At 69.3% G+C, this 14,234-nt stretch carries 14 protein-coding genes; 5 read left to right on the forward strand and 9 right to left on the reverse strand.

The features are described 5' to 3' along the window. Positions 1-89: 89 nt before the first annotated feature. Both FHX82_RS02310 and FHX82_RS02315 read left to right on the forward strand, forming a co-directional pair. On the forward strand, positions 90-1,490 hold the full coding sequence (locus FHX82_RS02310) for a purine-cytosine permease family protein (RefSeq protein WP_145936033.1): 1,401 nt from the start codon (positions 90-92) through the stop codon (positions 1,488-1,490). 760 nt (positions 1,491-2,250) lie between these two features. Beyond that, a complete protein-coding gene (locus tag FHX82_RS02315) occupies positions 2,251-2,907 on the forward strand; it encodes a hypothetical protein (protein ID WP_145936032.1) in 657 nt (218 codons plus the stop codon). Positions 2,908-3,214: 307 nt separating this feature from the next. On the opposite strand, the gene FHX82_RS02320 is transcribed toward FHX82_RS02315, so the two are convergent. The 3 genes from FHX82_RS02320 to FHX82_RS02330 form a co-directional block, all read right to left on the reverse strand. Then, positions 3,215-3,895 carry a hypothetical protein gene (locus FHX82_RS02320; protein WP_229880813.1) on the reverse strand — a complete coding sequence of 227 codons (681 nt, stop codon included), beginning with the start codon at positions 3,893-3,895 and terminating at the stop codon, positions 3,215-3,217. Positions 3,896-3,949: 54 nt separating this feature from the next. Then, entirely contained in the window at positions 3,950-4,354 is a 405-nt protein-coding gene (locus FHX82_RS02325) for an SsgA family sporulation/cell division regulator (protein ID WP_145936031.1), read from the reverse strand. A 154-nt stretch (positions 4,355-4,508) separates the two neighbouring features. After that, positions 4,509-4,985, reverse strand: a complete 477-nt coding sequence (locus FHX82_RS02330) for an Lrp/AsnC family transcriptional regulator (RefSeq protein WP_145936030.1) — start codon at positions 4,983-4,985, stop codon at positions 4,509-4,511. 558 nt (positions 4,986-5,543) lie between these two features. Between FHX82_RS02330 and FHX82_RS02335 the strand changes: the two genes are divergently transcribed. Further along, the gene (locus tag FHX82_RS02335) at positions 5,544-6,542 is read left to right on the forward strand and encodes a beta-ketoacyl-ACP synthase III (protein WP_145936029.1); all 999 of its coding nucleotides are present in this window, start codon (positions 5,544-5,546) and stop codon (positions 6,540-6,542) included. 177 nt (positions 6,543-6,719) lie between these two features. On the opposite strand, the gene FHX82_RS02340 is transcribed toward FHX82_RS02335, so the two are convergent. The 5 genes from FHX82_RS02340 to FHX82_RS02360 are packed head-to-tail and all read right to left on the reverse strand — an operon-like array spanning position 6,720 to position 11,424. Next, the gene (locus FHX82_RS02340) at positions 6,720-8,201 is read right to left on the reverse strand and encodes an adenylate/guanylate cyclase domain-containing protein (protein ID WP_183176433.1); all 1,482 of its coding nucleotides are present in this window, start codon (positions 8,199-8,201) and stop codon (positions 6,720-6,722) included. A gap of 13 nt (positions 8,202-8,214) precedes the next feature. Next, the gene (gene ku, locus FHX82_RS02345; RefSeq protein WP_145938452.1) at positions 8,215-9,183 is read right to left on the reverse strand and encodes a non-homologous end joining protein Ku; all 969 of its coding nucleotides are present in this window, start codon (positions 9,181-9,183) and stop codon (positions 8,215-8,217) included. Positions 9,184-9,187: 4 nt separating this feature from the next. After that, positions 9,188-10,132 carry a non-homologous end-joining DNA ligase gene (gene ligD / locus FHX82_RS02350; RefSeq protein ID WP_229880815.1) on the reverse strand — a complete coding sequence of 315 codons (945 nt, stop codon included), beginning with the start codon at positions 10,130-10,132 and terminating at the stop codon, positions 9,188-9,190. Positions 10,133-10,174: 42 nt separating this feature from the next. Next, the gene (locus FHX82_RS02355) at positions 10,175-10,990 is read right to left on the reverse strand and encodes a SigB/SigF/SigG family RNA polymerase sigma factor (RefSeq protein ID WP_145938451.1); all 816 of its coding nucleotides are present in this window, start codon (positions 10,988-10,990) and stop codon (positions 10,175-10,177) included. Further along, the gene (locus FHX82_RS02360; protein ID WP_145938450.1) at positions 10,987-11,424 is read right to left on the reverse strand and encodes an ATP-binding protein; all 438 of its coding nucleotides are present in this window, start codon (positions 11,422-11,424) and stop codon (positions 10,987-10,989) included. The genes FHX82_RS02355 and FHX82_RS02360 overlap by 4 nt, the downstream gene beginning before the upstream one ends. Positions 11,425-11,690: 266 nt before the next feature. Here FHX82_RS02360 and FHX82_RS02365 point away from each other — a divergent pair, with 266 nt between their 5' ends. Next, on the forward strand, positions 11,691-12,455 hold the full coding sequence (locus FHX82_RS02365) for a sulfite exporter TauE/SafE family protein (RefSeq protein ID WP_145938449.1): 765 nt from the start codon (positions 11,691-11,693) through the stop codon (positions 12,453-12,455). On the opposite strand, the gene hisC is transcribed toward FHX82_RS02365, so the two are convergent. Next, complete coding sequence (gene hisC / locus FHX82_RS02370; RefSeq protein WP_145938448.1) at positions 12,437-13,495, reverse strand: histidinol-phosphate transaminase; 1,059 nt, start codon at positions 13,493-13,495, stop codon at positions 12,437-12,439. The genes FHX82_RS02365 and hisC overlap by 19 nt on opposite strands. Positions 13,496-13,600: 105 nt before the next feature. On the opposite strand from hisC, the gene FHX82_RS02375 reads away from it, so the two are divergent. After that, positions 13,601-14,227, forward strand: coding sequence for a dienelactone hydrolase family protein (locus tag FHX82_RS02375; protein WP_145938447.1), 627 nt, complete (start codon positions 13,601-13,603; stop codon positions 14,225-14,227). The last annotated feature ends 7 nt before the right edge of the window (positions 14,228-14,234 follow it).

Here is a 14,234-nt window from a genome sequence, read left to right on the forward strand (position 1 = left end):
GACGGACGGGACCGTTCATACGGATTTGAGCGGAGGGTGTGGTCGACAGGACAGAAAGGAGGTATGGATTCTGTGAGACGGTGATGTCCATGGACAGGACAGCGCTGACAGCGGATGTGTTCGGCGGCCGGATGCCCGCCCGGGCCGGTGACCTCGTGGTCGAGTCACACGGAATCACGCCGGTGCCGGTCCGTAATCGGTTCGGTCGCCCCGTGCGACTGCTCACGGTGTTCTTCGCCCCCAACCTCACCATGACCGCGGTGTTCTCCGGGACGCTCGGTGCGGCACTCGGGCTCGGCTTCGGGACAGGGCTGGTTGCGTTACTCGTCGGCACCGTCCTCGGGGCGCTCCCCGTCGCGTACCTGGCGACCTGGGGTCCGATGACCGGTACCGCGCAACTTCCGCTCGCGCGGCTGCCGTTCCGCAAGACCGTCGTCCTGCCGGGGCTCGTGCAGTGGTTCAACTCGATCGCCTGGGACGCGCTCGTCGGGTTGTTCGGCGGAGATGCGCTCTCGCAGCTGCTGGGCATACCGTTCTGGCTGGCCGTGGCGATCGTGCTGCTTCTGCAGTGCGCGGTCGGGGTGCTGGGCTACGAGGTGATTCACCGCGTGCAGGCGGTGATGACGGCGGTCATCGCGGTGTTCTTCGTCGTTCTCACGGTGAAGCTGCTCGGCGGGCACACCGTGGCCATGAGCGACACCGTCTCCGGAGGGGACCTCGTCGGTGCATTCCTGTCGTTCAGCACGATCGCGTTGAGCCTGGCCATCTCCTGGGCGAGCTATGCGTCGGATTTCAGCCGGTACCTGCCGCCGACCACCTCTCGGCCACGGGCGTTCGTCTACACCCTGCTCGGGGTCACACTGTCGTTCGCCTGGGGCGAGGCCCTGGGGCTGGCGGCCGGGCAGACCCTGACCGACCAGACGACCGCGGGCATCAGCTCGTTGCTCGGCGGTGGTGTGCTCGGCGGGATCGCACTGCTGGTCATCGCGCTGACGGCGGTGTCCTCGAACGCGATGAACGACTACAGCGGTTCGCTCGCGTTGCAGACAGTGGGCGTCCGGCTGCGGCGACCGGTTTCGGCTGTGGTCGTCACGGTGATCGCGTTCGCGCTGATCCTGTGGATGCACAGTGGCGACCTGGCTTCGAAGTTCGAGGACGTGCTGCTGGTGATCGGGTACTGGATTCCGCCGTTCGTCGGGGTCGTGGCGATCGATTGGTGGAGCCGCACTCGTCGCGGTCGGCGTTTCGACGTGCTCGCCGACGCGGCCGAGCCCCAGGCGGGGTGGCCGGCGCTGGTGGCGTTCCTGGTCGGATGCGCCGCCGCGGTGCCGTTCATGAACACGAGCGTCTTCACCGGCCCGGTCGCGGCGGCGGCCCACGGGGCGGACCTCGCGTACTACGTGGGACTGGTCGCGTCAGGTGTCGTCTACGCGGTGTTGCGCGCGCTCGTGCCGTCGGCGCGGTTGGCGGGGGCACGAGCCAGGACGTGACCGTGCGGCCCCGGTGCGCAAGCCAGGCCGAGACCCGGCTCGGTGGACCCGGCTCAGAGGGCTCGGCGGCAACCGAGCTTGACGAAAGATCCCAAACCCAGGTGTGCGAGTGAGCTTGCCCGGCCCGGACGCTCGATAGACGACGGGCTCAGCGGCCAACCCCAGCCTCGGGGGCAACCGGGCTCGGCTAACCGGAGGCCCGACAGACCACCAGTCTCAGCGCCCAATTAGGGCCACCGCCCAACCCCGCGTCCAGCATCCAGCCCGCACCCACCGCCCCACTCGGGCGCACCGCCGCCCCTTCGGCTGAGCTGGTGCAAGTCGGGGTGCACCGCAGCGCTGATGAGCTGGTGGTGCTTGTGACGGACCACGGCGACGGACCGCCTGGTCGCTTGCGCTTCGGACGGCGAAGGTCCGGGGAACGGGGCTTGCCGGACTCACAGCACGTGTTGAGGCGCTGGGGGCGGAAGCTGGGAGTCCGCAACAGGGTGGGCATCGCGGCATGGATGTGGGAGGTCGGCGAGAAAGGAAGAGAAACGGGTCAGTAACCAACCGCGGTGGACGGAGCGCGTAGTTACTCTCTGCGTGAAACGGACGGAGTCGCATCACCCGATAGAGTTGTTCTTCAGTCTGGATGGTGAAACCGAGAGTCTTTCACCATCGGTCCAGGCATTGCGCTGGTAGCTTCGGGCGCGCCTTGAGTGAGTAGGACTGCGGTCGAGTGACGGTCGGGCTCGCGACAAGGTGTCGAAGCAGTCGGATGGTGGCCCTGGAGGATTTGATGGCGCACGCGGATCTGCGCAGCAGGCCCGGTGACATCGTGACGGCGATTCAGCGGGCCGACCGCACCGGCATCGTCGCCGCCAGTGCGCCGCCCGCGACCGAGGAACCGAAGCCGGTGGAGTCCACACCGTCGGTGCTGGTCACCGATTCTCAGCCACAACGGCCGGCAGCCCGGCGCCGGCACCTCGTCTTCACCTGTGCAGCCGCCCTGTTCCTGGTAGTCGGCTGGATCGGTGGCGGGACGTTCGGGCACCACGAGCCCGAACAGGCTCCCGCGTTGGCCGTGGGCGCGGTCTCCGACCAGGGACAGGGCGGCACCAAGCCTGCGCCGCCGCCGGTGACCACCCCGCAGCCCGTCACTCCAGCGGCGCCGACTTCCACCGCGCCGACCGAACGCAAGAAGCAGGTGGTTCCCAGCACCAAGCGGACCACCAGGACCACTGAGAAGACCACCGCGGCCAGTTCGACGGGTGCGGGGCGTGCTGACACCGCGGGCGGCGGCTCGGCTTCGAACCAGAGCCCGATGGGCACCATGGCCGAAGAGCTCGAGCAGATCCTGGGGCCGTGGCAGGCGCCGTGGGATGCCGGGCAGGTCTACCGCAGCAACCGCGACTTCGGCCTCGTCGGGCGTTGAGCGTCAGTACTTGCGGGGTGTGATCAGCGTTCAGCACCCGTGGGCGTTCAAGCACTCGTGGATGGTGAGCGTTCAGGCAATGGCGGGTGGTGAGCGTTCAAGCACCCGTGGGTGGTGAGGGGTCAGCACTCGCGGGGTGGTCAGCGGTGTTCCGAACGAGGGATGCGTGGGGCGTAGTCCGCTCCGGATTGCCGCTCGGCGGTGAGTCCGAAGTTCGGGCTACGCGACACCGTCGGTAGGGGAGACTCCGGGGGCGCGATCCGGGGGTGCAGGAACCCTGCCGAAAGCCCGAGGGAACGGTCAAAGCTCAGGACTTGAGGGAGCCGACTGCCCAGGCGATCACGAGCAGCGCGATCACGAGTGAGATGGCCGACTGCAGCATCATGGTCATCTTCGCCCAAGGACGGAGCGGCATGACGTCCGTGGGGCTGAAGGCCGTCGAGTTGGTGAAGGACAGGTAGAGGTAGTCAGGGTAGGTGGGGCGCCAGTTCCTGCTCGTGAACTCCGGCGACGTCATCTGCGGGAACAGGAAGTCCGGGAACCGCGAGTCGCCGGTGGCTCGTCGGCCTGGGCCGCCTCGGTCGAACTCCCAGTACCAGAGTGAGAAGGCGACGATGTTGCTCCAGTAGACGATGCCCGCGCTCGCGAGCACCGAGCCGGGGCGATCGGCGATCGAACCGCCGATGATGCCGTCCACCAACTGAACAGCGGACGCGGCGTTGGCCACGCTCACGACCGCCACGATGCACAGCGCGATGGTGCGATCCAACGGCGAGCGCTTGCTGACCCGCCCGGGATTGACGATGAGCAGCGCGATCACGAGCAGTCCCGTGACCGCCGGCAACAGCCACCAGGGACGGATCACCAGCTCGTTGGGCAACAGCAGCTGGAGCGCGACCGTGGCCACGACAACCGCCACCGCCCGCCAGCGGTGCTCGCCCTTCGTCGGGGCGCGCCACTGCGGCATCGACCCCTCGTTCGGCTCCATCGGACTGACCATAAGGGCCACGACCCTCAGCGGAGCCGCGACCTGCCGGGCAGGTCAGACGTTCGTGATCTCGTCGATGAACGCGTCGACGTCGAAGTGCTCGCTCTCGGCGCCGATGGGCACGACCTCGGACGCGGCGTCCAGGAACCGCTCGACGTCCTCGCGCTCCATTTCCACCAGAGCGTAACCATCCGGTGACTCGATCTCGAGGATCAGCAGGTCGTCGTCGTTCGCCAGGTCCGGGCGCACCCGCACGTCGCCCAGGCCGCTCGGCTCGGACAAGCCCTGCACGAGCAGGTCACGGGCGAACGTCCACTCCACCCAGCGACCCCGCTCGGTGCGGAACGCGATGTTGACGGCGAACGGCTCATCGCCCACATAGGACAGTCGAGACAGGACGGGGGCGGGCGAGCCGTTCAGGGTGACGAACTGGCTCTGGTTGACGGCTTCGGTGCTCACGTGCCACTCCTCACGAGTCGTGGCCCGCGCCGGTGGCGCGAACCGTTCGGACAGACGTGAGATGGTGGCGAGGGCCGAAAATGATGCGTCTTGAAAGACTTTCACGCGATCCGGTGCAATCGACCGTAACGTGTAACACGTCGGGAATTAATGATCAGCCGCCGTTCAGGGGAACCGTCAGGCCGACCTTCACCCGATCCATCACGACGCTGGTGGTGAAGTGCCGGACCTCGCCGTTGTCGAAGAACGCGCGCCTGGTGAACGCCTCGAACTCCGCCATGTCCCGGCACATGACCACCAGCACGAAGTCCGCCGAGCCCGTGACGTAGTAGCACTGCTGCACCGCCGGATCGGCCTGCACCTGCTTGCGGAACGCGTCGAGCACCTCGATCCGCTCGCGCTCCATCTCGACGTCGACGATGAACGTCATGTCCACGCCGACCGCCCGCGGCTCGATGACCGCCACCTCGCCGGCAATCACCCCCGTCTCCCTCAGTCGTTTGATCCGCCGCTGCACGGCCGCGGCCGACAGACCGACCTGCGCGCCGATCGACTCGGCGATCGTGCGCGAGTCAACTTGCAATCTGCTGAGAATGGCTTGGTCGAGGGGATCGAGTTCGGCGACGGGCACCTTCGCATCGTAGCCACAAAGTGCAGATCAGAAGACTGATTGCGCAAGTTCGGAGAAGCACACCCGACCGACCGCACCCGGCGTGGCGAACTACAACAGCAGCCTGCCTGAGCTCTCCAGCGCGGCCCTGTCCTTTGTGGAGACGCGTTGGAAGGGCACGATCTCCAGGTTCGTCTCGGCTCCCCACCGGTGAAAGTTCCGCGCGGCGTGGCGAGAGCAGTCGGCTGAGGTCCGGGTACCGCTTGGCGAGCAGCTTGCCCAGTTCGCTTCCGGTGCACGGCCGTTCTGCGAGCAACTCCCGGGCCCGAGTCGCGAGCCGGGAAGGGGTCAGCTCTGCGAAGCGCCGGCGCGCGTGGGAGGAGCTCCGACAGGTTCGGATGACTTCAAGTGGTGATCCCCTCACCGATTGCAAGCACCTGCGCGACCGCCAGCGTAGACAGCCCCACCGACAGTTCCGGCCGTACCGTTTTCCGAGGTCGTAGTCCTTTCGGGCGCAGTGACAGTGACCTGGAACACAACTCACCGGTCTACCGAGGGGTAAGCCCTACAAGTGAGGGCATGCAGAAGGCGCACTCCGCGGTTCTCGCCGGGCTCGGCGCCTGGCTGCCCCCGCGAGTGGTGGACAACCACGAACTTTCGCGGCGACTGGACACCTCCGACGAGTGGATCCGTACCCGGACGGGTATCCGCGAGCGCCGCGTGGCCGATCCCGAGATGTCCACTGTGGACCTTGCCGTGCAGGCCGGCGCCAACGCCCTGCGGAGCGCGGGGTCCGACGTCGTGGACGCCCTCGTGCTGGCGACCTCCACGGCCGACCACCTGTGCCCGGCGAGCGCGCCGCAGGTGGCGTCGGGGCTGGGGCTGAACGGTGTCGCCGCGCTGGACGTGAACGCCGTGTGCAGCGGGTTCGTCTACGCGCTGGCGACGGCGGGTGGGCTGATCGCGGCGGGCGTGGCCGGGCGGGTGCTCGTCATCGGCGCCGACGTGTTCAGCCGAATGTGCGATCCGGACGACCGTTCGACCGTGCCGATCTTCGGTGACGGCGCGGGTGCGGTCGTGCTGCGGGCGGGCTCGGCCGACGAGCCGGGCGCGATCGGACCGTTCGACCTCCACAGCGACGGCGAGCTCGCGGAACTGCTGATCGTGCCCGCCGGCGGTGCCCGGCAGCGCGAGTCGGCGGACCGGCACGACCACTTCCTGAGCATGCAGGGCACCGCGGTGTACCGGCACGCGTGCGCGCGGATGGCCGAGTCGGCGCGCACGGTGCTCGAGCGCGCGGGGCTCGACGTCAGTGAGGTGGACCGCTTCGTCGGGCACCAGGCGAACCTCCGCATCCTGCACGCGACGGCGAAGCAGCTCGGGCTGCCGGAGGACCGGGTGGTGGCGAACATCGGGCACACCGGCAACACCAGCGCCGCGTCGATCCCGCTCGCCCTCGCGGATGCCTGCGAGGACGGCAGTCTCGTGCCGGGGCACCGGGTGCTGATGGCGGCCTTCGGGGCGGGGTTGACGTGGGGTTCGACGCTGCTCACGTGGCCGGATGTGAAACCGGGGTAGTGCCTCGGTGGAGCCGGGTGCCTTCGCGAAGCCGGTGGGGTTGCGGGGAGACCGGGTGCCCGCCGTTGCCGGGGCTTGGGGTGGTCGATCGGGCGTTGTGAGACCGGACTGACCACGGCGGCGGCGAGGGCGCTGCAGCACCGAAGCGACCGCCAGCGGCGAGGGCAACGAAAACCCTCAAGCCGTCCACGTGGTGGTCGGGGCTTGGCGGCCTCTCAGCTCTATCGTGCGGTGTCGCGTCCAGTGTTCCTGCTCTCCTGCGGACGCCGACGTCACCACGGCTTCGCTCGCCAGGATTCGGCCCGGCACCTTCTTCGCGTGTTCCGTCAAGCGGGCCGCTTCGTTGACCGCGTCGCCGATCACCGTGTACTCCAGGCGGCTTCGGGCGCCCAGCTGGCCCGCGAACACCAGGCCGCACGCGACCCCGATGCCCAGGTCCAGCTCGCCCGCCTCCAGGACCTCGTCCCGGATCGCCCGTGCCGCCGACAGCGCCACCGTCTCCGGGTGCGCCAGGCGGGTCGGGGCGCCGAACACGCACAGCGCCGCATCGCCCTGGAACTTGTTCACCAGGCCGCCTCTCGCGTCCACCGCGGAGACCACGCTGGCGAACAACCGGTTCAGCTTGCGGACGATCTCCTCCGGCGACGTCCGGTACGCCAGCGCCGTCGAGTCCACCACGTCCACGAACAACGCCGTCACCTCGCGCACGTCCCCCGACAGCGAGATCCCGTGCTCCAACGCGTGCCGCGCCACGTCGTCGCCCACGTGCCTGCCGAACAGGTCCCGCATGCGGTCCCGCTCCCGCAATCCGGCGACCATGCTGTTCACCGAGACCTGCAACTGCCCGATCTCGCTCGCGTCGTCGACCTGCACCTCGACGTCCCGCCGCCCCCGCGCCACCATCTCCAGTGCCACCCGCAACCGCCGCAACGGGGCCGCCACCGCCCGCGCCAGCAGACCCGTCCCCACCGCGCCCGTCAGCAGCCCGACGATCGCCAGCATGATCAGGCTTGCCTTGTCGTTCGCGTGCCCCAGATCCGGCGGCGCCGTCAGGATCAGCACACCCAGCAGCGGCACACCACTCGCCACGGCCCACGTCAGCACCAGCCGCCACAACACGGTCACCGACGTGATCTGGTCCGGCGGCGTCACCTCCAGCGCGACCGTCAGGATCGGCCGCGCCACCCACTCCGCGGCCAGGTACACCAACCCGACCGTGAGCAGCCCACCCGCCCCGATCGCCACCGTGACGCCGTATGCGTACATCCAGGTCGCTAACAGCGCGGCCATCCCGCCCAGCAGCAGCGTCCCGCCCAGCCACAACGCGCCGCTGATCAGCGCCAGGTGCAAGGGCAGACGCAACGCCCGCTTGGCCTCCTCCGGCGTCGGGCGGCGGCCTTCGGCGAACCACAGCGCCGTGCGCCGGTGCAGGAACGCCGTCCACAGCGAACCGACGACCACCGCCACCGCCACGTAACCCGCGGCGAGCAGCACGAACGTCAGGTTGTGCGCCCCCATGTCGGCGGGCAGCCCTTGCAGCACGAGCAGCAGCGCGACCGCCGCCGCGCCGCACACGCTCGACCCGACGCCGAGGACCACGAAACCGAGCGCCGTGCGCAGCGCGACGCGCAGCCGCGTGAATCGGGTGAGCCGGAGCACTGCGTGATCGTATTCAGGAAGCCCGCTTGCGCGAGCCCTGCGCCTCGCCGACCGCCTTCTCCAGCTCCGCCCGCGACATCTTCGACCGCCCCTTGACGTCGAGCTCGCGGGCCATCTTGTCCAGCTCCGCCTTGCTCAGCCCGGACAGGTCCGGCGCCTTCTTCTTCGACGAACCCGACGAAGACGCCTTCTTCCGGCCGCCCTTGCGGCTCTCCACGCTGCGCGACAACGCCTCGAACAGGTCGACGACCTTCGTCGGCTCCGACGGTGGCGCCTCGACCGACACCTTCCGCCCGGCCTTCTTGTCGTCGATCAGCTTGTGCACCCGCTCGGTGTACGTGTCGTGGTAGTCCTCGGGGTGCCAGTCCTCGGTCATCGAGTCGATGAGGCTGACCGCCATGTCCAGCTCGCGGCCGCGCGCCTCGGTCTTCGACGGCAGCTTCCGCAGCTCCTTCGCCGGGTCACGCAGGTCTTCGGCGAACAGCAGGGTGTCGAGGATCAGCACACCGTCCTCGCCGGCGCGGATCGCGGCGATCTGCTCCTTGCCGCGCATCACGAACCGCGCGACACCGGCCTTGTTCGTGCGGTCCATCGCCTGCACGAGCAGCCCGTACGCGCGGCCGAACTCCTCCTTCGACGGCGCCAGCCAGTAGCTCTTCTGGAAGAAGATCGGGTCGATGTCGTCCAACTCGACGAACGCCTCGATGTCGATGGACCGCGACCGCCCCGGCGCGATCTCGTCGAGCTCGTCCTGCTCCACCAGCACGTACTCGCCGTCGCCGAGGTCGTAGCCCTTGACGATGTCGCCGAACTCGACCTCCTTGCCGGTGCGCTCGTTCACGCGCCGGTACCGGATGCGGTCGGAAGTGCCGCGCTCGAACTGGCGGAAGTGCACCGTGTGGTCCTCGGTCGCGCTGTACAGCTCGACGGGCACGGTCACCAGCCCGAAGTTGATCGCGCCGCTCCAGATCGCCCGTGCCATGGCCTCACCCCTCCCGGATCACCGCGGTCGGCGGCTTGTCGTCGCGCAACCCGGTGAACCGAGGATGGCGCAGCTTGCCGTCGCCGGTCCACTCGGAGAACCGCACCTGCACCACGAGCTTCGGTTCGACCCACTTCGGGCCGCGCTCGGGCACCACCTCGTCGAACGGGGAGCTGTCCCGGCGCAGCTCGGCGAGCGTGCCGGACAGCTCCCGCAGCGTCGCCTCGGTGTAGCCGGTGCCGACCTTGCCCGCGTAACGCAGCCTGCCCTCGTCGTAGTAGCCGACGAGCAGCGCGCCGAACCCGTTGCGCGAGCCACCGGGCTTGGTGAACCCGCCGACCACGAACTCCTGGTCCTTCACGCACTTGAACTTCAGCCAGTCCGAGGTGCGGCCAGGGTGGTACGGCGCGTCCGCGCGCTTGGCGATCAGGCCCTCCCAGCCGTGCGCGCACGCGTACTCGTAGTACTTCTCGCCGTCGATGTTGCGGTGGTTGGAGTACCGCAACGGGTCGACCCACTCGAACGCGTTGCGCAGCAACTGCTTGCGCTGCCGCAGCGGCAGCCTGCCGACGTCGGAGTGGTCGAAGACGAGCAGGTCGAACAGGTAGTAGTAGACCTGGACACCGCTGGCTTCGATGCGGTCGCGGTCGGTGAGGTGGATGCGCGGCTGGAGGCGCGCGAAGCTGGTCTGCGGGCCCTCGAACGCGACGATCTCGCCGTCGGCCACGAAGTGCGACCCGCCGTGCGCGGCGAGTGCCTCGACGAGCTCGGGGTACGAGTCGTTCATGAGGTTGTGGTTGCGCGACCACAGCTTCGGCGTGCCGCCGGAGCGCGAGCAGATCGCCCGCACCCCGTCCAGCTTCCGCTCGAACAGCCAGTCCTCACCGGAGAAGCGGCGTTGGGTCAGCGTCGCGAGCATGGGCTCGCGCCAGCCGGCCTCGGTTTCCATGATCAACGGATACCCCCGATCGACCCGGGAAAACCGCGTGCGTCAGGGGGAGACGGAGTCCTCGTCCTGCTCGGTGAGCCCGTCCCGCAGTCGTTCGAGCGTCCTGGCCAGCAGCCGCGACACGTGCATCTGGGACACGCCGATGCGTTCGGCGATCTGGGTCTGCGTCATGTTGTGCACGAACCGCAGCCCGAGGATCTTGCGTTCCCGCTCGGGCAGCTCCTGGATGAGCGGCAGCAGCGCCTCGTGGTTCTCGACGCCTTCGAGCGCCGCGTCCTCCTCGCCGAGGGTGTCGCCGAGCGCGAGGTTCTCCGTGTCGCCCGAGAGCACCTCGTCCAGTGACATGGAGTGGTACGCGTTGCCGGCTTCGAGGCCCTCGAAGACCTCGTCCTGGCTGATGTTCAGGTGCGCCGCGATCTCGCTCGGCGTCGGCGCGCGGCCGAGCCGCTGCGCGAGCTCGGTGTTCGCGGCCGAGATCGACAGGTGCAGCTCCTTGAGCCGCCGCGGCACGCGCACCAGCCAGCCGGTGTCGCGGAAGTGCCGCCGGACCTCGCCCATCACCGTCGGTACGGCGAAGGACAGGAAGTCCGACCCGCGGCTCGCGTCGAACCGGTCGACGGCGTTGATGAGCCCGACCGTGGCCACCTGGACCAGGTCCTCCTTCGCGACACCGCGGCCGGAGAAGCGCTGCGCGATGTGCTCGGCCAGCGGCAGGTGCCCGGTCACCAGCTCGTCCCGGAGGGCGGCCCGGCGCGGGTCGTCCTTGCCCAGAGTCGCGAGTTCTTCGAACAGCGGAGCGAGGTGTCCGTATTCGTTGGACGAGGTGGGCTTTGCGGGCTCGGCTCGCGAGCCGGTCACGCGCCCGCCCCTGGAACGTCGACGACGATCCGGCGCTTGGCGAGCTCGATGTCCACCTGGTGGCCCTGCTGCCCGTTCGGGGTCACATGGGTGTCGACGGAGTCGGTGAGCGTGGTGAGCACACGCCAGCCGAAGGACTTGGTGCTCGGGGAGCTGCCGCTCTCCGAGTGCACCGTGCCGGTGAACCGGAGCTCGTCGTCCGAGACCGTGAACCGGCAGCGCATGGAGCTGCCGGGGACCGCGCGGGTGATCAGCGTCGAGCACGCCTCGTCCACGGCCAGCCGCAGGTCGGCGATGGCGTCGAGGTCGAAGTCCGCGCGGGTGGCGATGGTCGCCACCACGGACCGGACGATCGGCAGGTGCACCAGGTCGGCACCGAGCCAGAGCTCGATGTCGTTGTGCGCGTGCAGGCGCGGGGGTTCCCAGTCTGCCACTTTCACCTCGCCGTAGTTCGGATGTTGCTGCGCACCATGATGCCTCGAACGGGGGACTTCCGCCCGCCGATGATGATCAGTCACGGCGGCCGGTCGCGCCCAAGCCTTCGGAGAGTGCGCTGTCAACGTAGACGAGGGCCGCGACCACCGCGAGAGCGGCCACCGGCCGCCGCGACGCCGTCGTCCGCATGGCGGGGGTGGTACCCGAGGCGAACGGCGCAAAACGTCCTGTTGGATGGGGGTATGACACGGAGTGGATCCCCCCGATGACGTGGTGGCAAGCGCTGCTGGTGCTGCTCGCGGGCCTGTGGGCGGGCGCGATCAATGCGGTCGTGGGGTCGGGGACCCTGGTCACCTTCCCGGTGCTCGTCGCGATCGGTTTTCCTCCCGTGACGGCGACCACGTCGAACGCGATCGGGCTGGCGCCGGGCACCATCAGCGCCGCGATCGGCTACCGGCACGAGCTGACCGGGCAGGGGCGGCGGGTGGCGCGGTACTCCGTGCCGTCGCTGCTCGGTGCAGTCTGCGGCACGATCCTGCTGTTGTCGTTGCCGCCCAACGCCTTCGAGACCGTGGTACCGGTGCTCGTCGGGCTCGCGGTGGTGCTCGTGATCGTGCAGCCGAAGGTGTCGCAGTGGGTCGCGAAGAGGCGGGAGAACGGCGAGGGGGCCGAGCCGCACGGCGGCCCGCTGCTGCTGTTCCTGATCTTCCTCGTCGGCATCTACGGCGGCTACTTCACCGCAGCGCAGGGCGTCATGCTCATGGCGTTCATGGGCATGCTGCTCACCGACCCGCTGCAGCGGCTCAACGGGATCAAGAACGTGCTCGCGGCCGTGGTCAACGTGGTGGCCGGGCTGGTCTACGCGTTCGTCGCGCCGATCAGCTGGCCGGTCGTCGGGCTGCTCGCGGTCGGCTCCACGCTCGGCGGGCAGCTGGGCGCCAAGGTCGGCAGGCGCCTGCCGCCCGCCGTGCTGCGGGCCGTGATCGTGGTGGTCGGCGTCGCCGCGATCGTTCAGCTCCTGTTGCGGTAGCTGCGGGCCGCGTGCAGGAACAGGTCGTTCTCCTCCGGGTGGCTGATGGTCACGCGCACGCCGTCCCCGGCGAACGCGCGCACCACGACCTTCTTGGTGAGCGTGTGCTCGGCGAAGTCGAGCGCGGCGTCGCCGAGCGGCAGCCACACGAAGTTCGCCTGCGAGTCCGGCACGTCGTAGCCGGCCTCGATGAGCTCGGCCCGCACGCGGTCCCGTTCCGCCACAATGGTTTCGCAGCGGGCGAGCAGCTCGTCCTCGGCGTCCAGCGAGGCCATCGCCGCGATCTGCGCGAGTGAGTTGACGCTGAAGGGCACGTACACCTTGCGGATGGCGGCGGCCACTTCCGCCGGGCCCACGAAGTACCCGACGCGCAGCCCCGCGAGCCCGTACGCCTTCGAGAAGGTGCGTAGCACGGCGACGTTGTCCCGGGCGCGCACGTAGTCGAGACCGTCCGGCACCTCCGGGTCGCTCACGAACTCGCGGTACGCCTCGTCGAGCACGACGAGCACGGAGGACGGGATCCGGTCGAGGAACCGGTCCAGCTCCGCGCGCCGCTTCGCCGTGCCCGTCGGGTTGTTGGGGTTGCACACGAGGACGACTCGGGTGTTCGGCGTGACGGCGTCGGCCATCGCGTCCAGGTCGTGCGCGTGCTCCGCGTCCAGCGGCACCTTCACCTGGGTGGCGAGCGCGATCTGGCTGGCGATCGGGTAGGTCTCGAACGACCGCCAGGCGTAGACCACCTCTTCGCCCGGCTCGCACATCGCGTGCATCAGCTGGTGGCACAGCGAAACCGAGCCGCAGCCCACGGCGATCCGCTCGACCGGGAGGTCCACCTTGGCCGCCAGCCGCGCGGCGAGCTTGCCGACGCTCGCGTCCGGGTAGCGGTTGACGTTGGTGGTGGCCTCCGCGATCGCCGTCGCCACGCTCGGCAGCGGCCCGTCGGGCACCTCGTTGCTCGACAGCTTGATCGCGCCCGGCACTGTCCGCCCCGCCACGTAGTCGGGGAGCGAAACGAGGTCTGCGCGGGGCTGGACGGGCATCTTGGTGCTCCTTCTGGGCGAAAAGCGGCTGCTGTCACCGTAGCCCGTGGCTCCAGCGGGAGTTCATGTTGACTTCTGTTCACCGTCAGGTGGTTGAGTGGGGAGATGACGCAGACGCACACCGAACACCACGAGCGCGAGGACGGTCGCGCGATCGAGCTGACGTACGCCGAACCCGAGAACGTGGTGCGCGGCGGGCTGGTCGTCCTCCACGAGGCGGAGGGGATCACCGCCGGTGTGCGCCTGCTGATCGGCAGTCTCGCGAGCGAGGGCTGGCTGGCCGTCGCACCGCACCTGAACGGCGAGCCGTCGCAGGAGGACGTGCTGGCGGCCACCGACATCGCGCTGGCGTGGCTCGCCGACCACGGCGTGCAGCCGGACCTGATCGGTGTCGTCGGGTTCGACCTCGGCGGCACGGCGGCGTTGGTCGTCGCGGCGAACCGCACGCTCGGTGCCGCGGTCAGCGTCGGCGGGCAGGGTGGCAGCGCGCTGCCCGCGCTGGTCGAGACCGCGGGCAAGCTGAGCAGTCCGTGGCTGGGCATCTACGGCGACGCGGGGGACGAGCCCGCGGCGGCCGAGGTGGAGCAGCTGCGGGACGCGGCCGCGCGGTCCGGAGTGGTCACCGACGTCGTGCGCTACCCGGGCGCGAACCACCGGTTCGACGCCGACCCGAAGGCGGCGGTCGAAGCCTGGCAGCGCACGTTGAACTGGTTCGACGCGCACCTGCGCTGACCGTAAG

This window comes from Amycolatopsis bartoniae, assembly GCF_014191255.1.
GTDB classification, from domain to species: domain Bacteria; phylum Actinomycetota; class Actinomycetes; order Mycobacteriales; family Pseudonocardiaceae; genus Amycolatopsis_E; species Amycolatopsis_E bartoniae.